The following is a 13,937-nucleotide window of genomic DNA, read 5'->3' as shown; positions in this document are numbered from 1 at the left end:
ACGTGGCCGCGACGCTCGGAGGGACCACTCGTCACCCGCTGCTGCAGCGCGCGGTGGACCGTGCCAGCGAGGCCGCCGACGTCCTCGCCGATAAACTGGGAGCGATCGCCGACCCCCGGGCCAGGATGCTCCGCAAACGGCGCTGGGCGCTGCGGCTGGGGTTGTTCTTCAGCGTCTCGTGCGGATTCTGGACGCTGGTCACGGCCGTGCTCGCGTCGTGGGCCACCCCGGTGTGGGTGTTGCTGATCACCGGGCTGGTCGCTGCCGGGGCGGCCGCCCCGGCGACGCTGTTGTTGCTGCGGTATCGCTGGCTGCGGGCGGCTCCGCTGCCCGCAGTGCGCGCACCCGCCGCCCGTCGGCTACCGCCGCCGGGCTCGGCGGCCCGGCCGGCGATGTACGCGCTGGGCGCCTCCGAGCGTGGAATGATCTCGTTGCTGGGCGTGCTCGAGCGGGGCAGGCTGCTGCCCGCCGATGAGATCACCGAACTGACCGCCGCGGTCAACCGCGCCGCATCGACCATGGCCGCCACCGCGGCCGAGGTGGTGTCCATGGAGCGCGCCGTGCAGCACAGCACCCAGTCGCGTCAGTACCTGGTGCCCACGATCAACGCGTTCACCGCACAGCTCAGCGCCGGTGTCCGCCAGTACAACGAGATGGTTACCGCCGCAGCCCAGCTGGTGGCCTCGGCCAACGACGGCTCGACGGCTTCCGCGGCAGAGCCGACGAATTCCCCGATGTCCCAGCGGCGCTACCGCGAGGAGCTGGCCGGCGCCACCGACCGCATGCTGGGCTGGGCGCAGGCCTTCGACGAACTGGCCGAATTGCCCAGGGTCGTCTAGATGTCGTCGCTGCGCTGATCGACCGATTCCGGCCGGGGACCGAAGCGTTCCACGTAGGACCGGTGAATGTGAGCATCGCGTTCGCGTTTGCGTGCGTTGGCAAGCTCCGGGTTCAGGCCGTGCACCCGCAACATGTGCGTGCGCCACACCTTGTTGAGCGCGTGGGCGAACAGAATCACCATGAACCAGATCGGAAACGTCATGCTGAACCGCGTCATGAAGTCGGCCGGGAACAGCCAGAACGGGATCAGGACCAGCGTTGTCGGCACGGCAGCGCGCAGGATCATCCGGATGGTGGCACCCGGACCGGCCAGGTCGTTGCGGACCCAGTCCAACAGCTCGGGGGGCAACGGTCGTCCGTAGCAGTACCGAAGGTATTGGATCGGGCTTGGGCGCGCGGGCTTGGGACTTTGACGCACAGCGGTCACTTTAGAACGTGGATCGCAGCGCCGGGAACACGGTTGCCGCCACCGCTCGCAGCGTCGCCTTGAACATATCGAAGAAGTCGAAGTAGTCGCGCCACAACGTGATACGGCCATGGTGCACCTCGAAGACTCCGCACACCCAGAACTGCAGCCGCAGGGGTCCGAATGTCAGCGCGTCGGTGCGCTCGGTGAGCACGGACGGGCCGTCGGCGGCGATGCGATGGGTCCGCACGTCGAACGTCCCTCGGCCCGCCAACCGCCGGAACACTCCGATGGTGGCGCTGCGGCCGTAGATCGTGGGCAGCCCGACGTTCTGATACACGACATCCTCAGCGAGGAGGGCCGACGCGGTCTCGAGGTCCTCGTCGCGGAGGGCCTCAAGGAATGTCTCCACGATGCGGATGATCTCGGCAGCCTCAACGGTGCTCTGCGGCCCGCTCGGTTCGGTCATGCCTGCCACCCTAAGCCTGCGGGGCTGTGGCACGGTAGGCCGATGCGAGTGGTGGTGGTAGCCGGCCCTGATCCCGGTCACGCGTTCCCGGCGATCGCGCTGTGCAAGCGCTTCGCGGCGGCCGGTGACTCGCCGACATTGCTGACCGGAGTGCGGTGGCTGGACGCTGCGCGTGCAGCCGGAGTCGACGCCGCGGAGCTGCTCGGTCTTGATCCCACCGACGCTGACGACGACGCGGACGACGGGGCCAAGCTGCATCACCGCGCGGCGCGGATGGCGGTGGAGAACCGCGATCAGTTGCGGGCGCTGGCGCCGGATCTGGTGGTCTCCGACGTCATTACCGCCTGCGGGGGAATGGCGGCGGAGCTGCTCGGCATCGGGTGGGTCGAGCTCAGCCCGCACCCGCTGTACCTGCCGTCGAAGGGACTGCCGCCGATCGGCAGTGGGCTGGCACCGGGGACCGGGGTGGGCGGTCGGCTGCGGGACATGCTGATGCGGTCGCTGACGGCACGGTCGGTGCGTGGCGGCCTGCGTCAGCGTGCCGAGGCACGAGTGGGTATCGGCCTGCCCGGTGACGACCCGGGACCACTGCGGCGGTTGATCGCGACACTGCCGGCACTCGAGGTGCCCCGGCCCGACTGGCCGGCCGAGTCCGTTGTGGTGGGGCCGTTGCATTTCGAGCCCACTGAGCAGGTGCTGCCCCTACCGCCGGGCGATGGCCCGCTGGTGGTGGTGGCGCCGTCTACCGCATCGACCGGAGCCGCAGGTCTAGCCGAAATCGCCGTGGAGCACCTGGTGCCCGGTAGCGGGCTGCCCGCTGGAACTCGGCTGGCGGTGTCACGTCTCGGTGGCCCGGCCCTGGCACTGCCGCCCTGGGCCGTCGCCGGGTTGGGACGACAGGATGAACTGCTGACCCACGCCGACGTCGTCGTCTGCGGCGGGGGACACGGCATGCTGGCCAAAACGCTGCTGGGCGGGGTGCCGCTGGTGGTGGTGCCCGGTGGCGGTGATCAGTGGGAACTCGCCAACCGGGTGGTGCGCCAGGGCAGTGGTCGGCTGATCCGGCCGTTGAGCGGGCCTGCGTTGGCTGAGGCGGTGGGAGACGTCTTGGCGACGCCGAGCTACCGTCAGGCCGCGCGGCGGGCTGCAGGTACGGCCGTCGATGTGGCCGATCCGGTACGGGTGTGCCACGAAGCGCTGTCGGGCACTGGGTAGGTTGGCGGTGTGCGTCTGACCGAATTCCGCGAACGGGTCACGATGCGTTTCGGTGCCGCCTACGGCGCCACGGTGCTGGCGGACCATGTGCTGGCCGCCGTGGGCGGGCGCACTGCGGCGCAAGCCATCGAAGCCGGTGTGGAACCGCGGGACGTGTGGTGGGCACTGTGCACCGACTTCGACGTGCCCCGCGATCAGTGGTGAGGTTGATCGCTGTGCGCCACGATGCTGCGGACCAGCGCCACGGACAGGTCTGAGCAGATGGCGGCCAGTTCGGTGGTGGTCTCGACCGGGTTGGCCAGCCACGTCTCGATGATCTGGTTCACGCCGCCGACGATGAACAGCGCCCCGCGGCGCAATTCCGCCTGTGCCAGCACCTGACCTTCGAGCACGCCGGGCGCGTGTTCGACGATCGCGTCGGTGATCATGTCGAGAATGCCCGCGCGGTGCTCGTTGAGTCCCGGAATCGCCGACAGGTCGCTGGTCGCGATGCGGTGGATGCAGGGATCGGCGGCGATGAGGTCGAGAAAGGCCGTCAGAGCGGAACGGAGTTTGTCCGCGAGTGTGCCTGGATCGCCGATTCCGGCGGTGACCATCGCTTCAAGCAGTTGGTCCCGGACGTCGTCGGAGACCGCGAACAGCAGTGCGTCGCGAGTGGGGAACTGCTCGTAGAAGTAGCGCGGGGTGAGGCCCGCCGCTGCACACACGCCGCGAACCGTGACGTCACCGATGCCCGATTCGCCCCAGATCTGGCGGCCTGCGGCCAGCAGCTTGCCGCGGCGCTCTGCGCGGCGGTCGACCGCGCTGATCCCGCCGTAGTCCCGCACCACCTCAGGGCGTTTCATTGACATCAGCTTACTGGCGACCGTAGATTCGGAATACGTATGTTATCCAAAGTTGCGCTGGAGGCTGCCCGATGAACGCGCCCGCACGGACTGTCCCCGCCCGTCACCCGGCTGGTCCCGGAGCTGTTCCGGCCAGTATTCGGGTTCTGGCGACGGCGTTGGCGATCCCCAAGCCCACCCCACAGCGGTGGCGCAAGATCGGTGAGGACCTGACCGTCGGAGACGAGCCGATGGCGAGGCTGGTCGAGTGGATGTCGAGCACCGGGGCCGGTGAGGCACGGTTGACGTTCAACCAGATACTGACTCACGGCCTGGACGGCGTGCCGGATGCTCCGGCGCCGCTGCGAGAGTTCTTCGGCGAGTTCGAACCGATCCCGGGCTGGGTCGACATGGCGCGGGTGCGACGAGGTCAACGAGCCCTGCGTCGCGGCGGTTCCGACGGCACCTATCTCGCCCGGGATGTGTCGTTCCTCGGTGGCTACCAGTTCTCCTCGTTCAACAAGACTCTGCTGCGCACCGGGGTACTGGAGAAGGGATCGAACAAGCGCTTCGCCGAAACCCTGCAGTGGGCCCTGGATGTCAGCGCCGAGGGTGGCCTGGAGCCGCTCGGCGTCGGATATCAGGCCACCATCCGAGTCCGGCTGATCCATGAGTTCGTCCGACGCCATGTAGCCGCTTTGCCGGACTGGCGCAGTGACGAATGGGGCTTGCCGGTCAATCAGACCGATATGGCGGCCACCCTGGTGGGAGCATTGATCGCGCCACCGGCGGGCGGGCTGGCGCTGGGGATCGTGATGTCCCCGGCGGAGCTGGAAGACATCGCTCATCTGACGCGCTATGTCGGCTGGCTGATGGGGGTCCGCGACGACTGGCTGCCCGACAGTTTCCGAGACGGTATCCGCATCCTCTACCAGACCCTTGGTGCGCTGTCGGCGCCCGACGAGACCACCAAACAGCTGGCAGGACCGATGGCCGACGATCCGATGGAATGGCACTACTCAGTCCTGGCCGGCCTCCGACGTCGGATCGCGCGTTCCCAACATCTGTCATTGACCGGGAGCTTTCTGGGACCACGCACGATGCGAAAGCTGGGTCTGCCGGCCTTCGTCCTACCGTGGTACCCGCTGGTGCGGATCCCGCTGAACCTGGTTCGCAGCGCCGCGGCGCTGACGCTGCCCGGTGGGCAGGACCGCGCGGCGCGGCGGGGACGTCGCGAGCAAGAGGCGTTCATGCGCACCATGATGGGCGCCGGGGACACCACCATCGGGGCTTCCGCCCACGTCATGCAGGTGGCCTAGCGGACCGCCGGCACGAGCGCAGCCGCGCGGAGAAATCGGCCACGCGCGACACGCCGCGTGGCTGATTTGATTCGAACATTCGTTCGCCTACTGTGGGGGTAGTTCGTTCGGCCTGACGGAGTCTGTCGGACCCCGTCGCTAGCGTCACGGCCAACCGACCGAGAACCGGTCAACCGAACACCGAACCACAGGAGAGGCATCATGGCGCAAGCGCCCGACCGCGAAAAGGCACTCGAACTGGCGATGGCCCAGATCGACAAGAACTTCGGCAAAGGCTCGGTGATGCGCCTCGGTGACGAGGTGCGTCAGCCGATCTCGGTCATCCCGACCGGCTCGATCGCCCTGGATGTGGCGCTGGGCATCGGTGGCCTGCCCCGGGGCCGGGTCGTCGAGATCTATGGCCCAGAGTCCTCCGGTAAGACCACCGTGGCGCTGCACGCAGTGGCCAACGCTCAGGCTGCCGGCGGGATCGCGGCGTTCATCGACGCCGAGCACGCGCTGGACCCGGACTACGCCAAGAAGCTTGGTGTGGACACCGACTCGCTGCTGGTGTCCCAGCCTGACACCGGGGAACAGGCGCTGGAGATCGCCGACACCCTGATCCGCTCCGGCGCGCTGGACATCCTGGTCATCGACTCGGTGGCCGCCCTGGTGCCGCGCGCGGAGATCGAGGGCGAGATGGGCGACAGTCACGTCGGCCTGCAGGCCCGGTTGATGAGCCAGGCGCTACGGAAGATGACCGGTGCGCTGAACAATTCGGGTACCACCGCCATCTTCATCAACCAGCTGCGGGAGAAGATCGGGGTGATGTTCGGCAGCCCCGAAACCACCACGGGTGGTAAGGCTTTGAAGTTCTACTCCTCGGTACGCCTGGACGTTCGGCGGATCGAGACCCTCAAGGACGGCACCGATGCGGTCGGTAACCGCACCCGGGTCAAAGTGGTGAAGAACAAGGTGTCGCCGCCGTTCAAGCAGGCCGAGTTCGACATCCTGTACGGCCGCGGAATCAGCCGTGAGGGCTCGCTGATCGACATGGGCGTGGACCAGGGCTTCATCCGCAAGTCCGGCTCCTGGTTCACCTACGACGGTGAACAGCTGGGGCAGGGCAAGGAGAACGCCCGCAACTATTTGCTGACCAACGTTGACGTGGCCAACGAGATCGAGAAGAAGATCAAGGAAAAGCTCGGTATCGGCGCCGTGCTGACCGATGAGCTGGCCGATGACGTCCTGCCCGCCCCTGTCGACTTCTGAGCAGGTCGAGGCAGATCCGGCCAAACGTGAGGAGCAGGCGAAGTCACTGTGCCTTCGCCTGCTCACCGCACGGGCGCGTACTCGGGCGGAGCTTGCTGGACAGTTGGCCAAACGGGGCTACTCCGGCGAGGTCAGTGATCGGGTGCTGGGCCGGCTGGCCGTCGCCGGATTGATCGATGACGCCGATTTTGCCGAACAGTGGGTGCGATCCCGTCGCGAGCACGCCGGCAAGGGACGCAAGGCATTGGCCGCCGAACTGCGCACCAAGGGCGTCGACGAGGACGTGATTGCCGGGGCGTTGGAGGGTATCGACGCCGGGGCTGAGCGGGACCGTGCCGAGCAGTTGGTTCAGGCCAAGCTCCGCCGGGAGACGCTCGGTGACGACGACGTCAAGATCACCCGGCGGCTGGTGGCGATGCTCGCCCGACGCGGCTACGGCTCGTCAATGTCCTACGACGTGGTCAGCACTGAACTAGCCGCCGAGCGGGAGCGCCGCCGGGTGTGACTGCGCTGTTCAGGCCCCTTCCGTCTCCGCGTCCTCGTCCTTGCTGGTGAAGACTTCCTTGGTCCGTTCGACGGCATGTGTGGCGATCTCCATCGAGTCCTGAACGATCGCACTGACGCCACCGGAGACGTCTCCGCGGATGATGTCGCTGGCGTCCTCGACGATGTCAGAGGCCTTCTCGACGGCGTGTGCGGCGATGTCGCGTGCGGCGTTGAATGCGTCCTTGGGGGTGATGGCCATGGGGATCTCCTGTCGCTGGCTGTCGAGTCCGACTCTAGACGCCGGGCATCGTGCGCGCAGTGCCTAAACGACCCGGGCCCCGGGCGTACCTTCCGGCTCGATCGGGGCTGGCTCCAGGGGCGAGTGCCGTGCCCGGCGCAATCGGCGTTCCAGACCGAAGGCGCCCGCAGACAGTGCCAGATTTCCGCTGATCATCAGCGCCGCGATCACCAGCAGCGCAGGCAGGTAGTTGCTGTACTGGGAGCCAACGACGGTGCCTTGGCGCACCATCTCCACGAACGTGATCTGATAGCCGATCGCGGTGTCTTTGAGCACCACCACCAGTTGTGACACCAGTACCGGCAACATCGCGGTCACGGCCTGCGGCAGCAGCACAAGCCACATCGACTTGACCCAGCCCAGTCCCAGCGCGGCGGCCGCCTCGGACTGCCCGCGTGGCAGGGTCTTCACTCCTGCCCGCACGATCTCGGCGATGACGGCTCCGTTGTAGAGGGTGAGGCCGGTGACCACGCCTGCCAGCGCGATCTGCTGCGGCGGAAAGGCATTGAGCAGGCCGTAGACGAAATAGGCGAAGATCATCATGATCAGCACCGGAATAGCGCGGAAGAACTCCACCGCCGCCGCACAACTCCAGCGAACCCCAGTGATCGGCGACAGGCGGCCGACCCCGAGTGCAACCCCCAAGATCAGCGCGAGCCCGATCGACCAGGCCGCCGCTGTAACCGTTCCCACCACCCCCGGCAAGACATAGGTCCGCCACAGGTCCGTGGTCAGAAACGGCGTCCACTTCTCCGCGGTCAGTTGGCCTTTGGCGGACAGCCGCGAGTACAACACCCAGCCCAGCAGCCCCGCCGCCAGCACTGCTGCCGCCGACATGGCGTGGTAACGGGCGCGGGCCCGCGGTCCCGGGGTGTCGAACAGCACCGTCGCCCGTGGTGCGGACCTCACCGCGACACCGCCCAGCGCCGATCCAGATAGCCGAACACCAGGCCTAGGGGCAAGGTGAGCAGCACAAATCCTGTGGCGAACACCGCGCCCACCCCGAGCAGTGCTGCGGTGTTCTCAGTCATCGACTTCATCAGCAGGGCCGCCTCGGCCACGCCGATCGCCGAGGCCAGCGTGGTGTTCTTCGTGAGCGCGATGAACACCGAACCAAGCGGGATGATCACTGCCCGAAATGCTTGGGGGAGCAGGATGATCCGAAGATTCTGGGTGAAACTCAGCCCCAACGATCGGGCGGCCTCGGCCTGGCCGATCCCGACGGTGTTGACGCCGGAGCGCAGCGCCTCGCATACGAATGACGCTGTGTACATGCTCAGCCCGAGGACCGCCAGCCGAAAGTTGCTGTCATCGACCGACGTCGGCGACTGCGGGTCGCTCAACGACACTCCCAGAGTCTGGGCCAAGCCGAAAGAGCACAGCAGTAGCAACAGGGTCAGGGGAGTGTTGCGCACCAGGTGGACGTAGCCGCTGCCGATCCACCTCAGCACGGGAACCGGAGCCAGTCGCATCGCTGCCAATCCGGTCCCCAGCAGCAGCGCCAACGCGCCGGACATCACCGCTAACTCTACTGTGACACTGAAGGATTGGAGAATCTGTCCTCGATACTCGCTCAGCATCATCGAACTAACTGGGGCGGTTCGGGCACCGGGAACCCGGCGGGGCCGAAATTGTCCTGGAACGCTGCCTGCCAGGAGCCGTCCCGTTTCATCTCTTCGAGGGCCTCGTTGATCCGCTGTCGCAGCCCCTCATTGCCCTTGTGCACGCCGATCCCGTAGAGCTCCTGGGAGAAGCGGTCACCGACCAGTTTGAAGTCTCCGGGATTTTGGGCCGCGTAGCCGGCCAGGATGACATCGTCGGTGGTCACCGCGTCGATGGCGCCGTTGCGTAGCGCCTCCACGCAGGCCGAATAGGTGTCGTAGCGCTGCAGTTGCACACCCGGGTAGCGGTCCTTGATCCGTTGGGCCGGAGTTGAACCCGACACCGAACACAACTTCTTGTTCCGGTGCAGGGACGCGGTGCCGTCGATATCGGTGTTGTCTGCACGCACCAGCAGCGACTGCCCGGTGAGCAGGTAGGGGCCGGCGAAATCGACTTTCTGACGACGAGAGTCGGTGATCGAATAGGTGGCCACCACGAAGTCGACCTGGCCGTTGCGCAGCAGCATCTCGCGCTGAGCTGACGGTGCCTCGATCCAGGTGATGCGCTCGGGCGGGTAGCCCAGCCGTGCCGCGATGTAGCGGGCCACCTCGACATCGAATCCGCCCAGCGAGCCGTCGGGCTTCTTCACGCTCAATCCAGGCTGGTCGAATTTGACGCCGATGGTGATGTTGTCGCTGTCGTGAGGGCTACATCCCCCAACGAATATCGCCAGCGCCGACGCCACTGTAAGAGCCGCGCACAGGCGTGCGAGCAGGTGCAGGGGTCGCGCCGTGCGCATCAGTGATCGAGGACCTTCGCGAGGAAGTCCTGGGCCCGAGCAGTCCTCGGCGAGTCGAAGAACTCGGCGGGCGCCGCTTCCTCGACGATGGTGCCGTCTGCCATGAACACCACCCGGTCGGCGGCGCGGCGGGCGAAGCCCATTTCGTGGGTAACCACCACCATGGTCATCCCGTCGTCGGCCAGCGTGGCCATCACGTCGAGCACCTCGCTGATCATCTCTGGGTCTAGGGCACTGGTCGGTTCGTCGAACAACATCACCTTGGGGCTCATTGCCAGCGAACGTGCGATCGCGACCCGCTGCTGCTGTCCGCCGGACAGCTGCGCGGGGTGCTTGTCGGCCTGGTCGGCTACCCCTACCCGCTCCAGCAGCTCCATCGCCTGACGGTGCGCCTGCATTCGGGGCATCTTGTGCACCTTCATCGGTGCCAGTGTGACGTTGTCGAGGATGGTCTTGTGCGGAAACAGGTTGAACGATTGGAACACCATGCCGACTTGTGCGCGCAGCCGGGCGAGTGCCGCACCTTCGGCGGGAAGCGGCTGGCCGTCGACGGTGATCGCGCCTGAGTCGATGACTTCGAGCCTGTTGATGGTGCGGCACAGGGTGGATTTACCCGACCCCGAAGGGCCGAGGATCGCCACCACCTCGCCGCGGGCGACTTCCAGGCTGATGTCTTTGAGAACATGCAAGCCGCCGAAGTACTTGTTGACGTTTCGGATGGCGATCATCGGCACCGAATCCGGTCCGCCGCTGGTCATGGCATATGACCCTACCCAGGAACCCGCCGCGTGGGCGCAGCTATCGACGGGGTCACTCCCGGCGACTCGGCCGCCGTACCATAGTCCGGGTGAGTTCGCCGGTGATTTCCGAACAGATGCGCACCTATGAAGTGCGCACTTACGGCTGCCAGATGAATGTTCACGATTCCGAACGCATAGCCGGAATGCTCGAACAGGCCGGCTATCGTCGTGCGTCCGGCGACGACGACGCCGACTTAGTGGTGTTCAACACCTGCGCGGTGCGGGAGAACGCTGACAACAAGCTCTACGGCAATCTGAGCCACCTGGCGCCCAACAAGCGCAGCAACCCCGACATGCAGATCGCTGTCGGCGGTTGCCTGGCGCAGAAGGACAAGGACAGCGTGCTGCGTCGCGCGCCATGGGTGGACGTCGTCTTCGGCACCCACAACCTGGGCTCCCTGCCCGCGCTGCTGGAACGCGCCAGGCACAACCGGAGCGCCCAGGTCGAGATCGTCGAATCGCTGCGTGAGTTCCCGTCGTCGCTTCCCGCCGCACGCGACTCGGCCTACTCGGCCTGGGTATCCATCTCGGTCGGCTGCAACAACAGCTGCACCTTCTGCATCGTGCCGTCCTTGCGTGGCCGGGAGGTGGACCGTAGCCCAGACGACATCCTGGCCGAGGTGCGGGCGTTGGCCGCAGAAGGTGTTCTGGAGGTGACCCTGCTGGGCCAGAACGTCAACGCCTACGGCGTCTCTTTCGCCGACCCGGACATGCCGCGTGACCGCGGCGCGTTCGCTTCGCTGTTGCGGGCCTGCGGCGACATCGATGGCCTGGAGCGGGTTCGGTTCACCTCCCCGCATCCGGCGGAATTCACTGACGACGTCATCGAGGCGATGGCGCAGACCCCTAACGTCTGCCCCACACTGCACATGCCCCTGCAGTCCGGCTCCGACTCGGTGTTGCGGGCCATGCGCCGCTCGTACCGGGCCGAGCGCTATCTCGGCATTCTCGACAGGGTCCGAGCCGCCATACCGGACGCGGCCATCACTACCGACCTGATCGTCGGCTTCCCGGGCGAGACCGAGCAGGATTTCGCCGAGACACTTGAGGTGGTGGCAGCGGCTCGCTTCTCTGCCGCGTTCACCTTCCAGTACTCCAAGCGGCCTGGAACGCCGGCTGCCGAGTTACCCGATCAGGTCCCCAAAGAAGTGGTCCAGCAACGTTACGAACGCTTGATCGAGTTACAGGAGCAGATCTCGTGGGACGAGAATCGGGCCCAGATAGGACGCACCGTAGAACTGCTGGTGGCGGTCGGCGAAGGGCGTAAAGATGCCCAGACTGCGCGGATGAGCGGTCGGGCGCGGGACGGCAGGCTGGTGCACTTCGCCCCGGGAACCGCACAGGTGCGCCCCGGCGACGTGGTGACCACGACGGTGACCGGCGCCGCGCCGCACCACCTCCTGGCGGACGGCGCCCTGCTGAGTCACCGGCGGACCCGGGCGGGAGACCTGCATGCGGAACCGGCGCCTGGCGTCGGGCTTGGCATGCCCAAGATGCCAGAGGCGGCGCGATGAGCGGCAACAAGGAAAACCAGCCCGATTTCGAGGCCTACCGCGCTGAGATCGAAGCCGCGGAGCGGCGTGTCGCCGGTGAGATCGACCCCGGGGGCAGGGGACTGGTCGTAGCGATCTGCGTGTTTGTCTTGGTGGGATCGTTCCTGCTGCCGCACACCGGTGCCGTGCGCGGCTGGGATGTGCTGTTCCCCGGCAGCGGCACCGACGAGGCCCTAGTGACTCTGCCGTCGCAGCTGTTCATGTGGTTGGCACTGGTGTTCGGAGTGGGCTTCTCGCTGCTGGCGCTCCTGACCCGGCGCTGGACCGTGGCCTGGGTGGCGCTGGCGGGTTCGGCGATCGCCAGCGCCGTCGGACTGTTGGCCGTGTGGTCCCGTCAGACGGCCGTGCAGGGCCATCCGGGCCCAGGCGTCGGGCTGGTCTTGGCTTGGGTCACCTTGATCGTGCTGACGTTTCACTGGGCACGCGTGGTGTGGTCGCGCACCGCGGTGCAACTTGCCGCCGAGGCCGAGCGTCGGCGCAGCACCGCGGAGCTGCAATCGAGGAACCTGTTGGACGACCTCAGTCGCCCGGAAGACCCGCCCGCCGGCGCTTAGCGTCTGCGCCTCTTCGGGGGTGGCCAGTCAGGCGCCCGTTGGCGCTGTTCGCCAACGGTTGGTTGTCAGCGCCGGTTGAGCGCCTTCTCCGCGGCCTGGGCCCACTGCCGCCACTGCTCGGCGTTGGCGGTGGCCTCGGCGGCTTCCTTGTCGCGACCGGCCGCCAGTGCCTTCTGCGCCTGCCGCTCGAACTGTTCGGCGCGAGTGCGGAACTGCGCCGCCCGGGCCTCGGCTTCGGGATCGACCACGGCTGCTTCGGCGGCGGCGCTGGCGTCGCGCACCTTTTTCTCCACCGCTCGCAAACGCCGCTCCAACTCGGCGGAACGTTCCCGGGGGGCTTTGCCCAGCTCATCCCATTTGTTGACAATCGAGCGCAGCGCGGCGCGTGCGGCATTCTGGTTGGCCGGGTCGATCCGCTCCGCCTCGGCGAGCAGGGCCTCTTTGGCGGTCGCGTTGGCCTCCAGCTCGGCGTCGCGTTCGGCATGGGCGGCGTTGCGCGCCGAGAAGAACGCATCCTGGGCGGCCTTGAACCGCTGCCACAGTGCCTCGTCGACATCCTTCGAGGCCCGCCCGGTCTCCTTCCAGCTGGCGAGCAGTTGCCGGAACGTGGCGCTGGTGGCCGCCCAGTCGGTGGAACCGGAGAGCTCTTCAGCCCGCTTGCACAGCCGTTCCTTTTCCTCCCGCGCCCCGGCCCGCCCACGGTCGAGGTCGGCGAAGTGCGACCCGCGCCGTCGGTTGAAGCCGTCTCGGGCGGCCGCATAGCGCTTCCACAGCGCGTCATCGACCTTGCGGTCCAGGCCGGTGATGGTGCGCCATTCGTCGAGAATGGCGCGCAGCCGGTCGCCGGTGGTCTTCCACTGCGTCGAGTTCGCGGCCAGTTCCTCGGCCTCGGCGGCCAGTGCCTCCTTGCGTGCGGCCGCCGCCGCTCGCTGCTCGTCACGCTGTGCCCGGCCGGCGGCGGCCACGGAGTCAGCGTGTTCGCTGACCGCCGCGATGCGCACCGCCAGGGCATCCATATCGCCGAGGACGCTGGCCGTGGGCAGCTGCTCGGCCAGCGCGGCTGCGGACGCCTTGATCTTGCGTGCGTCGCCCGTACCGGAAGTCAACCGCTCCTCGAGCAGGGTCACTTCGGTGCTCAGATCGTCATAGCGGCGGCCGAAGTGGGCGAACGCTGCGTCAGGGTCACCAGCCTGCCAGGAGCCGATCTGTCGCTCCCCGGCCGAGGTGATCAACCACACGGTGCCGTCGTCATCGACCCGCCCGAACTGGTGTGGATCAGCGGCAGGGGGTCCGAGAACGACCGGGGCAGGCCTGGCACCCGGCTTGGGGCCGGGGCGTGGTCCCGGACGCGGACCCGGGCGTGGCGTGGGTGCGGACGAACCGCTGTCAGTGGTCATCACTGTCGTCACCTAACCCTTCGCGCGGGATAACCCGCGCATCTGCCGCGCACCGCGGCGCCTTCGATCTGCCTAGAAGCATTCAAGAGTATTCAAGCAGTTACCCGCCACACCGCGCCGCCAA

The 13,937-nt window shown here is 67.2% G+C and carries 17 protein-coding genes; 8 read left to right on the top strand and 9 right to left on the bottom strand.

The window, feature by feature from the left end; translation table 11 throughout:
- Positions 1-2: 2 nt before the first annotated feature.
- Positions 3-839 (top strand): phage shock envelope stress response protein PspM, encoded by an 837-nt coding sequence (pspM, locus tag G6N09_RS00950; RefSeq protein ID WP_083027435.1) that lies wholly within the window; start codon positions 3-5, stop codon positions 837-839.
- Here pspM and G6N09_RS00945 read toward each other — a convergent pair.
- Complete coding sequence (locus tag G6N09_RS00945) at positions 836-1,258, bottom strand: DUF5313 domain-containing protein (RefSeq protein ID WP_083027479.1); 423 nt, start codon at positions 1,256-1,258, stop codon at positions 836-838. The genes pspM and G6N09_RS00945 overlap by 4 nt on opposite strands.
- 10 nt (positions 1,259-1,268) lie before the next feature.
- Positions 1,269-1,715 carry a limonene-1,2-epoxide hydrolase family protein gene (locus G6N09_RS00940; RefSeq protein ID WP_083027478.1) on the bottom strand — a complete coding sequence of 149 codons (447 nt, stop codon included), beginning with the start codon at positions 1,713-1,715 and terminating at the stop codon, positions 1,269-1,271.
- A gap of 42 nt (positions 1,716-1,757) precedes the next feature.
- Here G6N09_RS00940 and G6N09_RS00935 point away from each other — a divergent pair, with 42 nt between their 5' ends.
- Together G6N09_RS00935 and G6N09_RS00930 are read left to right on the top strand one after the other, a co-directional pair.
- Positions 1,758-2,930 (top strand): glycosyltransferase, encoded by a 1,173-nt coding sequence (locus tag G6N09_RS00935; RefSeq protein ID WP_083027432.1) that lies wholly within the window; start codon positions 1,758-1,760, stop codon positions 2,928-2,930.
- 9 nt (positions 2,931-2,939) lie between these two features.
- A complete protein-coding gene (locus tag G6N09_RS00930; protein WP_083027430.1) occupies positions 2,940-3,134 on the top strand; it encodes a DUF3046 domain-containing protein in 195 nt (64 codons plus the stop codon).
- Here the strand turns inward: G6N09_RS00930 and G6N09_RS00925 are convergent.
- Positions 3,125-3,775, bottom strand: a complete 651-nt coding sequence (locus tag G6N09_RS00925) for a TetR/AcrR family transcriptional regulator (RefSeq protein ID WP_083027428.1) — start codon at positions 3,773-3,775, stop codon at positions 3,125-3,127. The genes G6N09_RS00930 and G6N09_RS00925 overlap by 10 nt on opposite strands.
- A 71-nt stretch (positions 3,776-3,846) precedes the next feature.
- Here G6N09_RS00925 and G6N09_RS00920 point away from each other — a divergent pair, with 71 nt between their 5' ends.
- From G6N09_RS00920 to recX, 3 genes are all read left to right on the top strand, one after another.
- On the top strand, positions 3,847-5,073 hold the full coding sequence (locus G6N09_RS00920) for an oxygenase MpaB family protein (RefSeq protein WP_083027425.1): 1,227 nt from the start codon (positions 3,847-3,849) through the stop codon (positions 5,071-5,073).
- Positions 5,074-5,271: 198 nt separating this feature from the next.
- Entirely contained in the window at positions 5,272-6,324 is a 1,053-nt protein-coding gene (gene recA / locus G6N09_RS00915; protein ID WP_179959889.1) for a recombinase RecA, read from the top strand.
- Positions 6,293-6,829, top strand: a complete 537-nt coding sequence (gene recX, locus G6N09_RS00910) for a recombination regulator RecX (RefSeq protein ID WP_083027420.1) — start codon at positions 6,293-6,295, stop codon at positions 6,827-6,829. Before recA ends, recX begins: the two co-directional genes overlap by 32 nt.
- 9 nt (positions 6,830-6,838) lie before the next feature.
- Here recX and G6N09_RS00905 read toward each other — a convergent pair whose 3' ends face one another.
- From G6N09_RS00905 to G6N09_RS00885, 5 genes are all read right to left on the bottom strand, one after another.
- Positions 6,839-7,069, bottom strand: a complete 231-nt coding sequence (locus G6N09_RS00905) for an Rv1893 family protein (protein ID WP_083027418.1) — start codon at positions 7,067-7,069, stop codon at positions 6,839-6,841.
- A gap of 63 nt (positions 7,070-7,132) precedes the next feature.
- Entirely contained in the window at positions 7,133-7,945 is an 813-nt protein-coding gene (locus tag G6N09_RS00900) for an amino acid ABC transporter permease (RefSeq protein ID WP_083027477.1), read from the bottom strand.
- A 68-nt stretch (positions 7,946-8,013) separates the two neighbouring features.
- Positions 8,014-8,691: an amino acid ABC transporter permease gene (locus tag G6N09_RS00895; protein ID WP_083027416.1), complete on the bottom strand. Its 678-nt coding sequence runs from the start codon at positions 8,689-8,691 to the stop codon at positions 8,014-8,016.
- A complete protein-coding gene (locus G6N09_RS00890; RefSeq protein ID WP_083027414.1) occupies positions 8,688-9,509 on the bottom strand; it encodes a glutamate ABC transporter substrate-binding protein in 822 nt (273 codons plus the stop codon). Before G6N09_RS00890 ends, G6N09_RS00895 begins: the two co-directional genes overlap by 4 nt.
- The gene (locus tag G6N09_RS00885) at positions 9,509-10,267 is read right to left on the bottom strand and encodes an amino acid ABC transporter ATP-binding protein (RefSeq protein WP_083027412.1); all 759 of its coding nucleotides are present in this window, start codon (positions 10,265-10,267) and stop codon (positions 9,509-9,511) included. The genes G6N09_RS00890 and G6N09_RS00885 overlap by 1 nt, the downstream gene beginning before the upstream one ends.
- A 116-nt stretch (positions 10,268-10,383) precedes the next feature.
- Here G6N09_RS00885 and miaB point away from each other — a divergent pair, with 116 nt between their 5' ends.
- Positions 10,384-11,823 (top strand): tRNA (N6-isopentenyl adenosine(37)-C2)-methylthiotransferase MiaB, encoded by a 1,440-nt coding sequence (miaB, locus tag G6N09_RS00880; protein WP_234807095.1) that lies wholly within the window; start codon positions 10,384-10,386, stop codon positions 11,821-11,823.
- Entirely contained in the window at positions 11,820-12,416 is a 597-nt protein-coding gene (locus tag G6N09_RS00875; protein ID WP_083027407.1) for an Rv2732c family membrane protein, read from the top strand. Before miaB ends, G6N09_RS00875 begins: the two co-directional genes overlap by 4 nt.
- A 65-nt stretch (positions 12,417-12,481) precedes the next feature.
- Here the strand turns inward: G6N09_RS00875 and G6N09_RS00870 are convergent, their stop codons facing one another.
- The gene (locus tag G6N09_RS00870) at positions 12,482-13,813 is read right to left on the bottom strand and encodes a DUF349 domain-containing protein (RefSeq protein WP_083027405.1); all 1,332 of its coding nucleotides are present in this window, start codon (positions 13,811-13,813) and stop codon (positions 12,482-12,484) included.
- Positions 13,814-13,937: the final 124 nt, after the last annotated feature.

The sequence above is a fragment of the Mycolicibacter minnesotensis genome, assembly GCF_010731755.1.
In the GTDB taxonomy this organism is placed as follows: domain Bacteria; phylum Actinomycetota; class Actinomycetes; order Mycobacteriales; family Mycobacteriaceae; genus Mycobacterium; species Mycobacterium minnesotense.
This window is presented reverse-complemented; position numbering and strand designations above follow the sequence as displayed.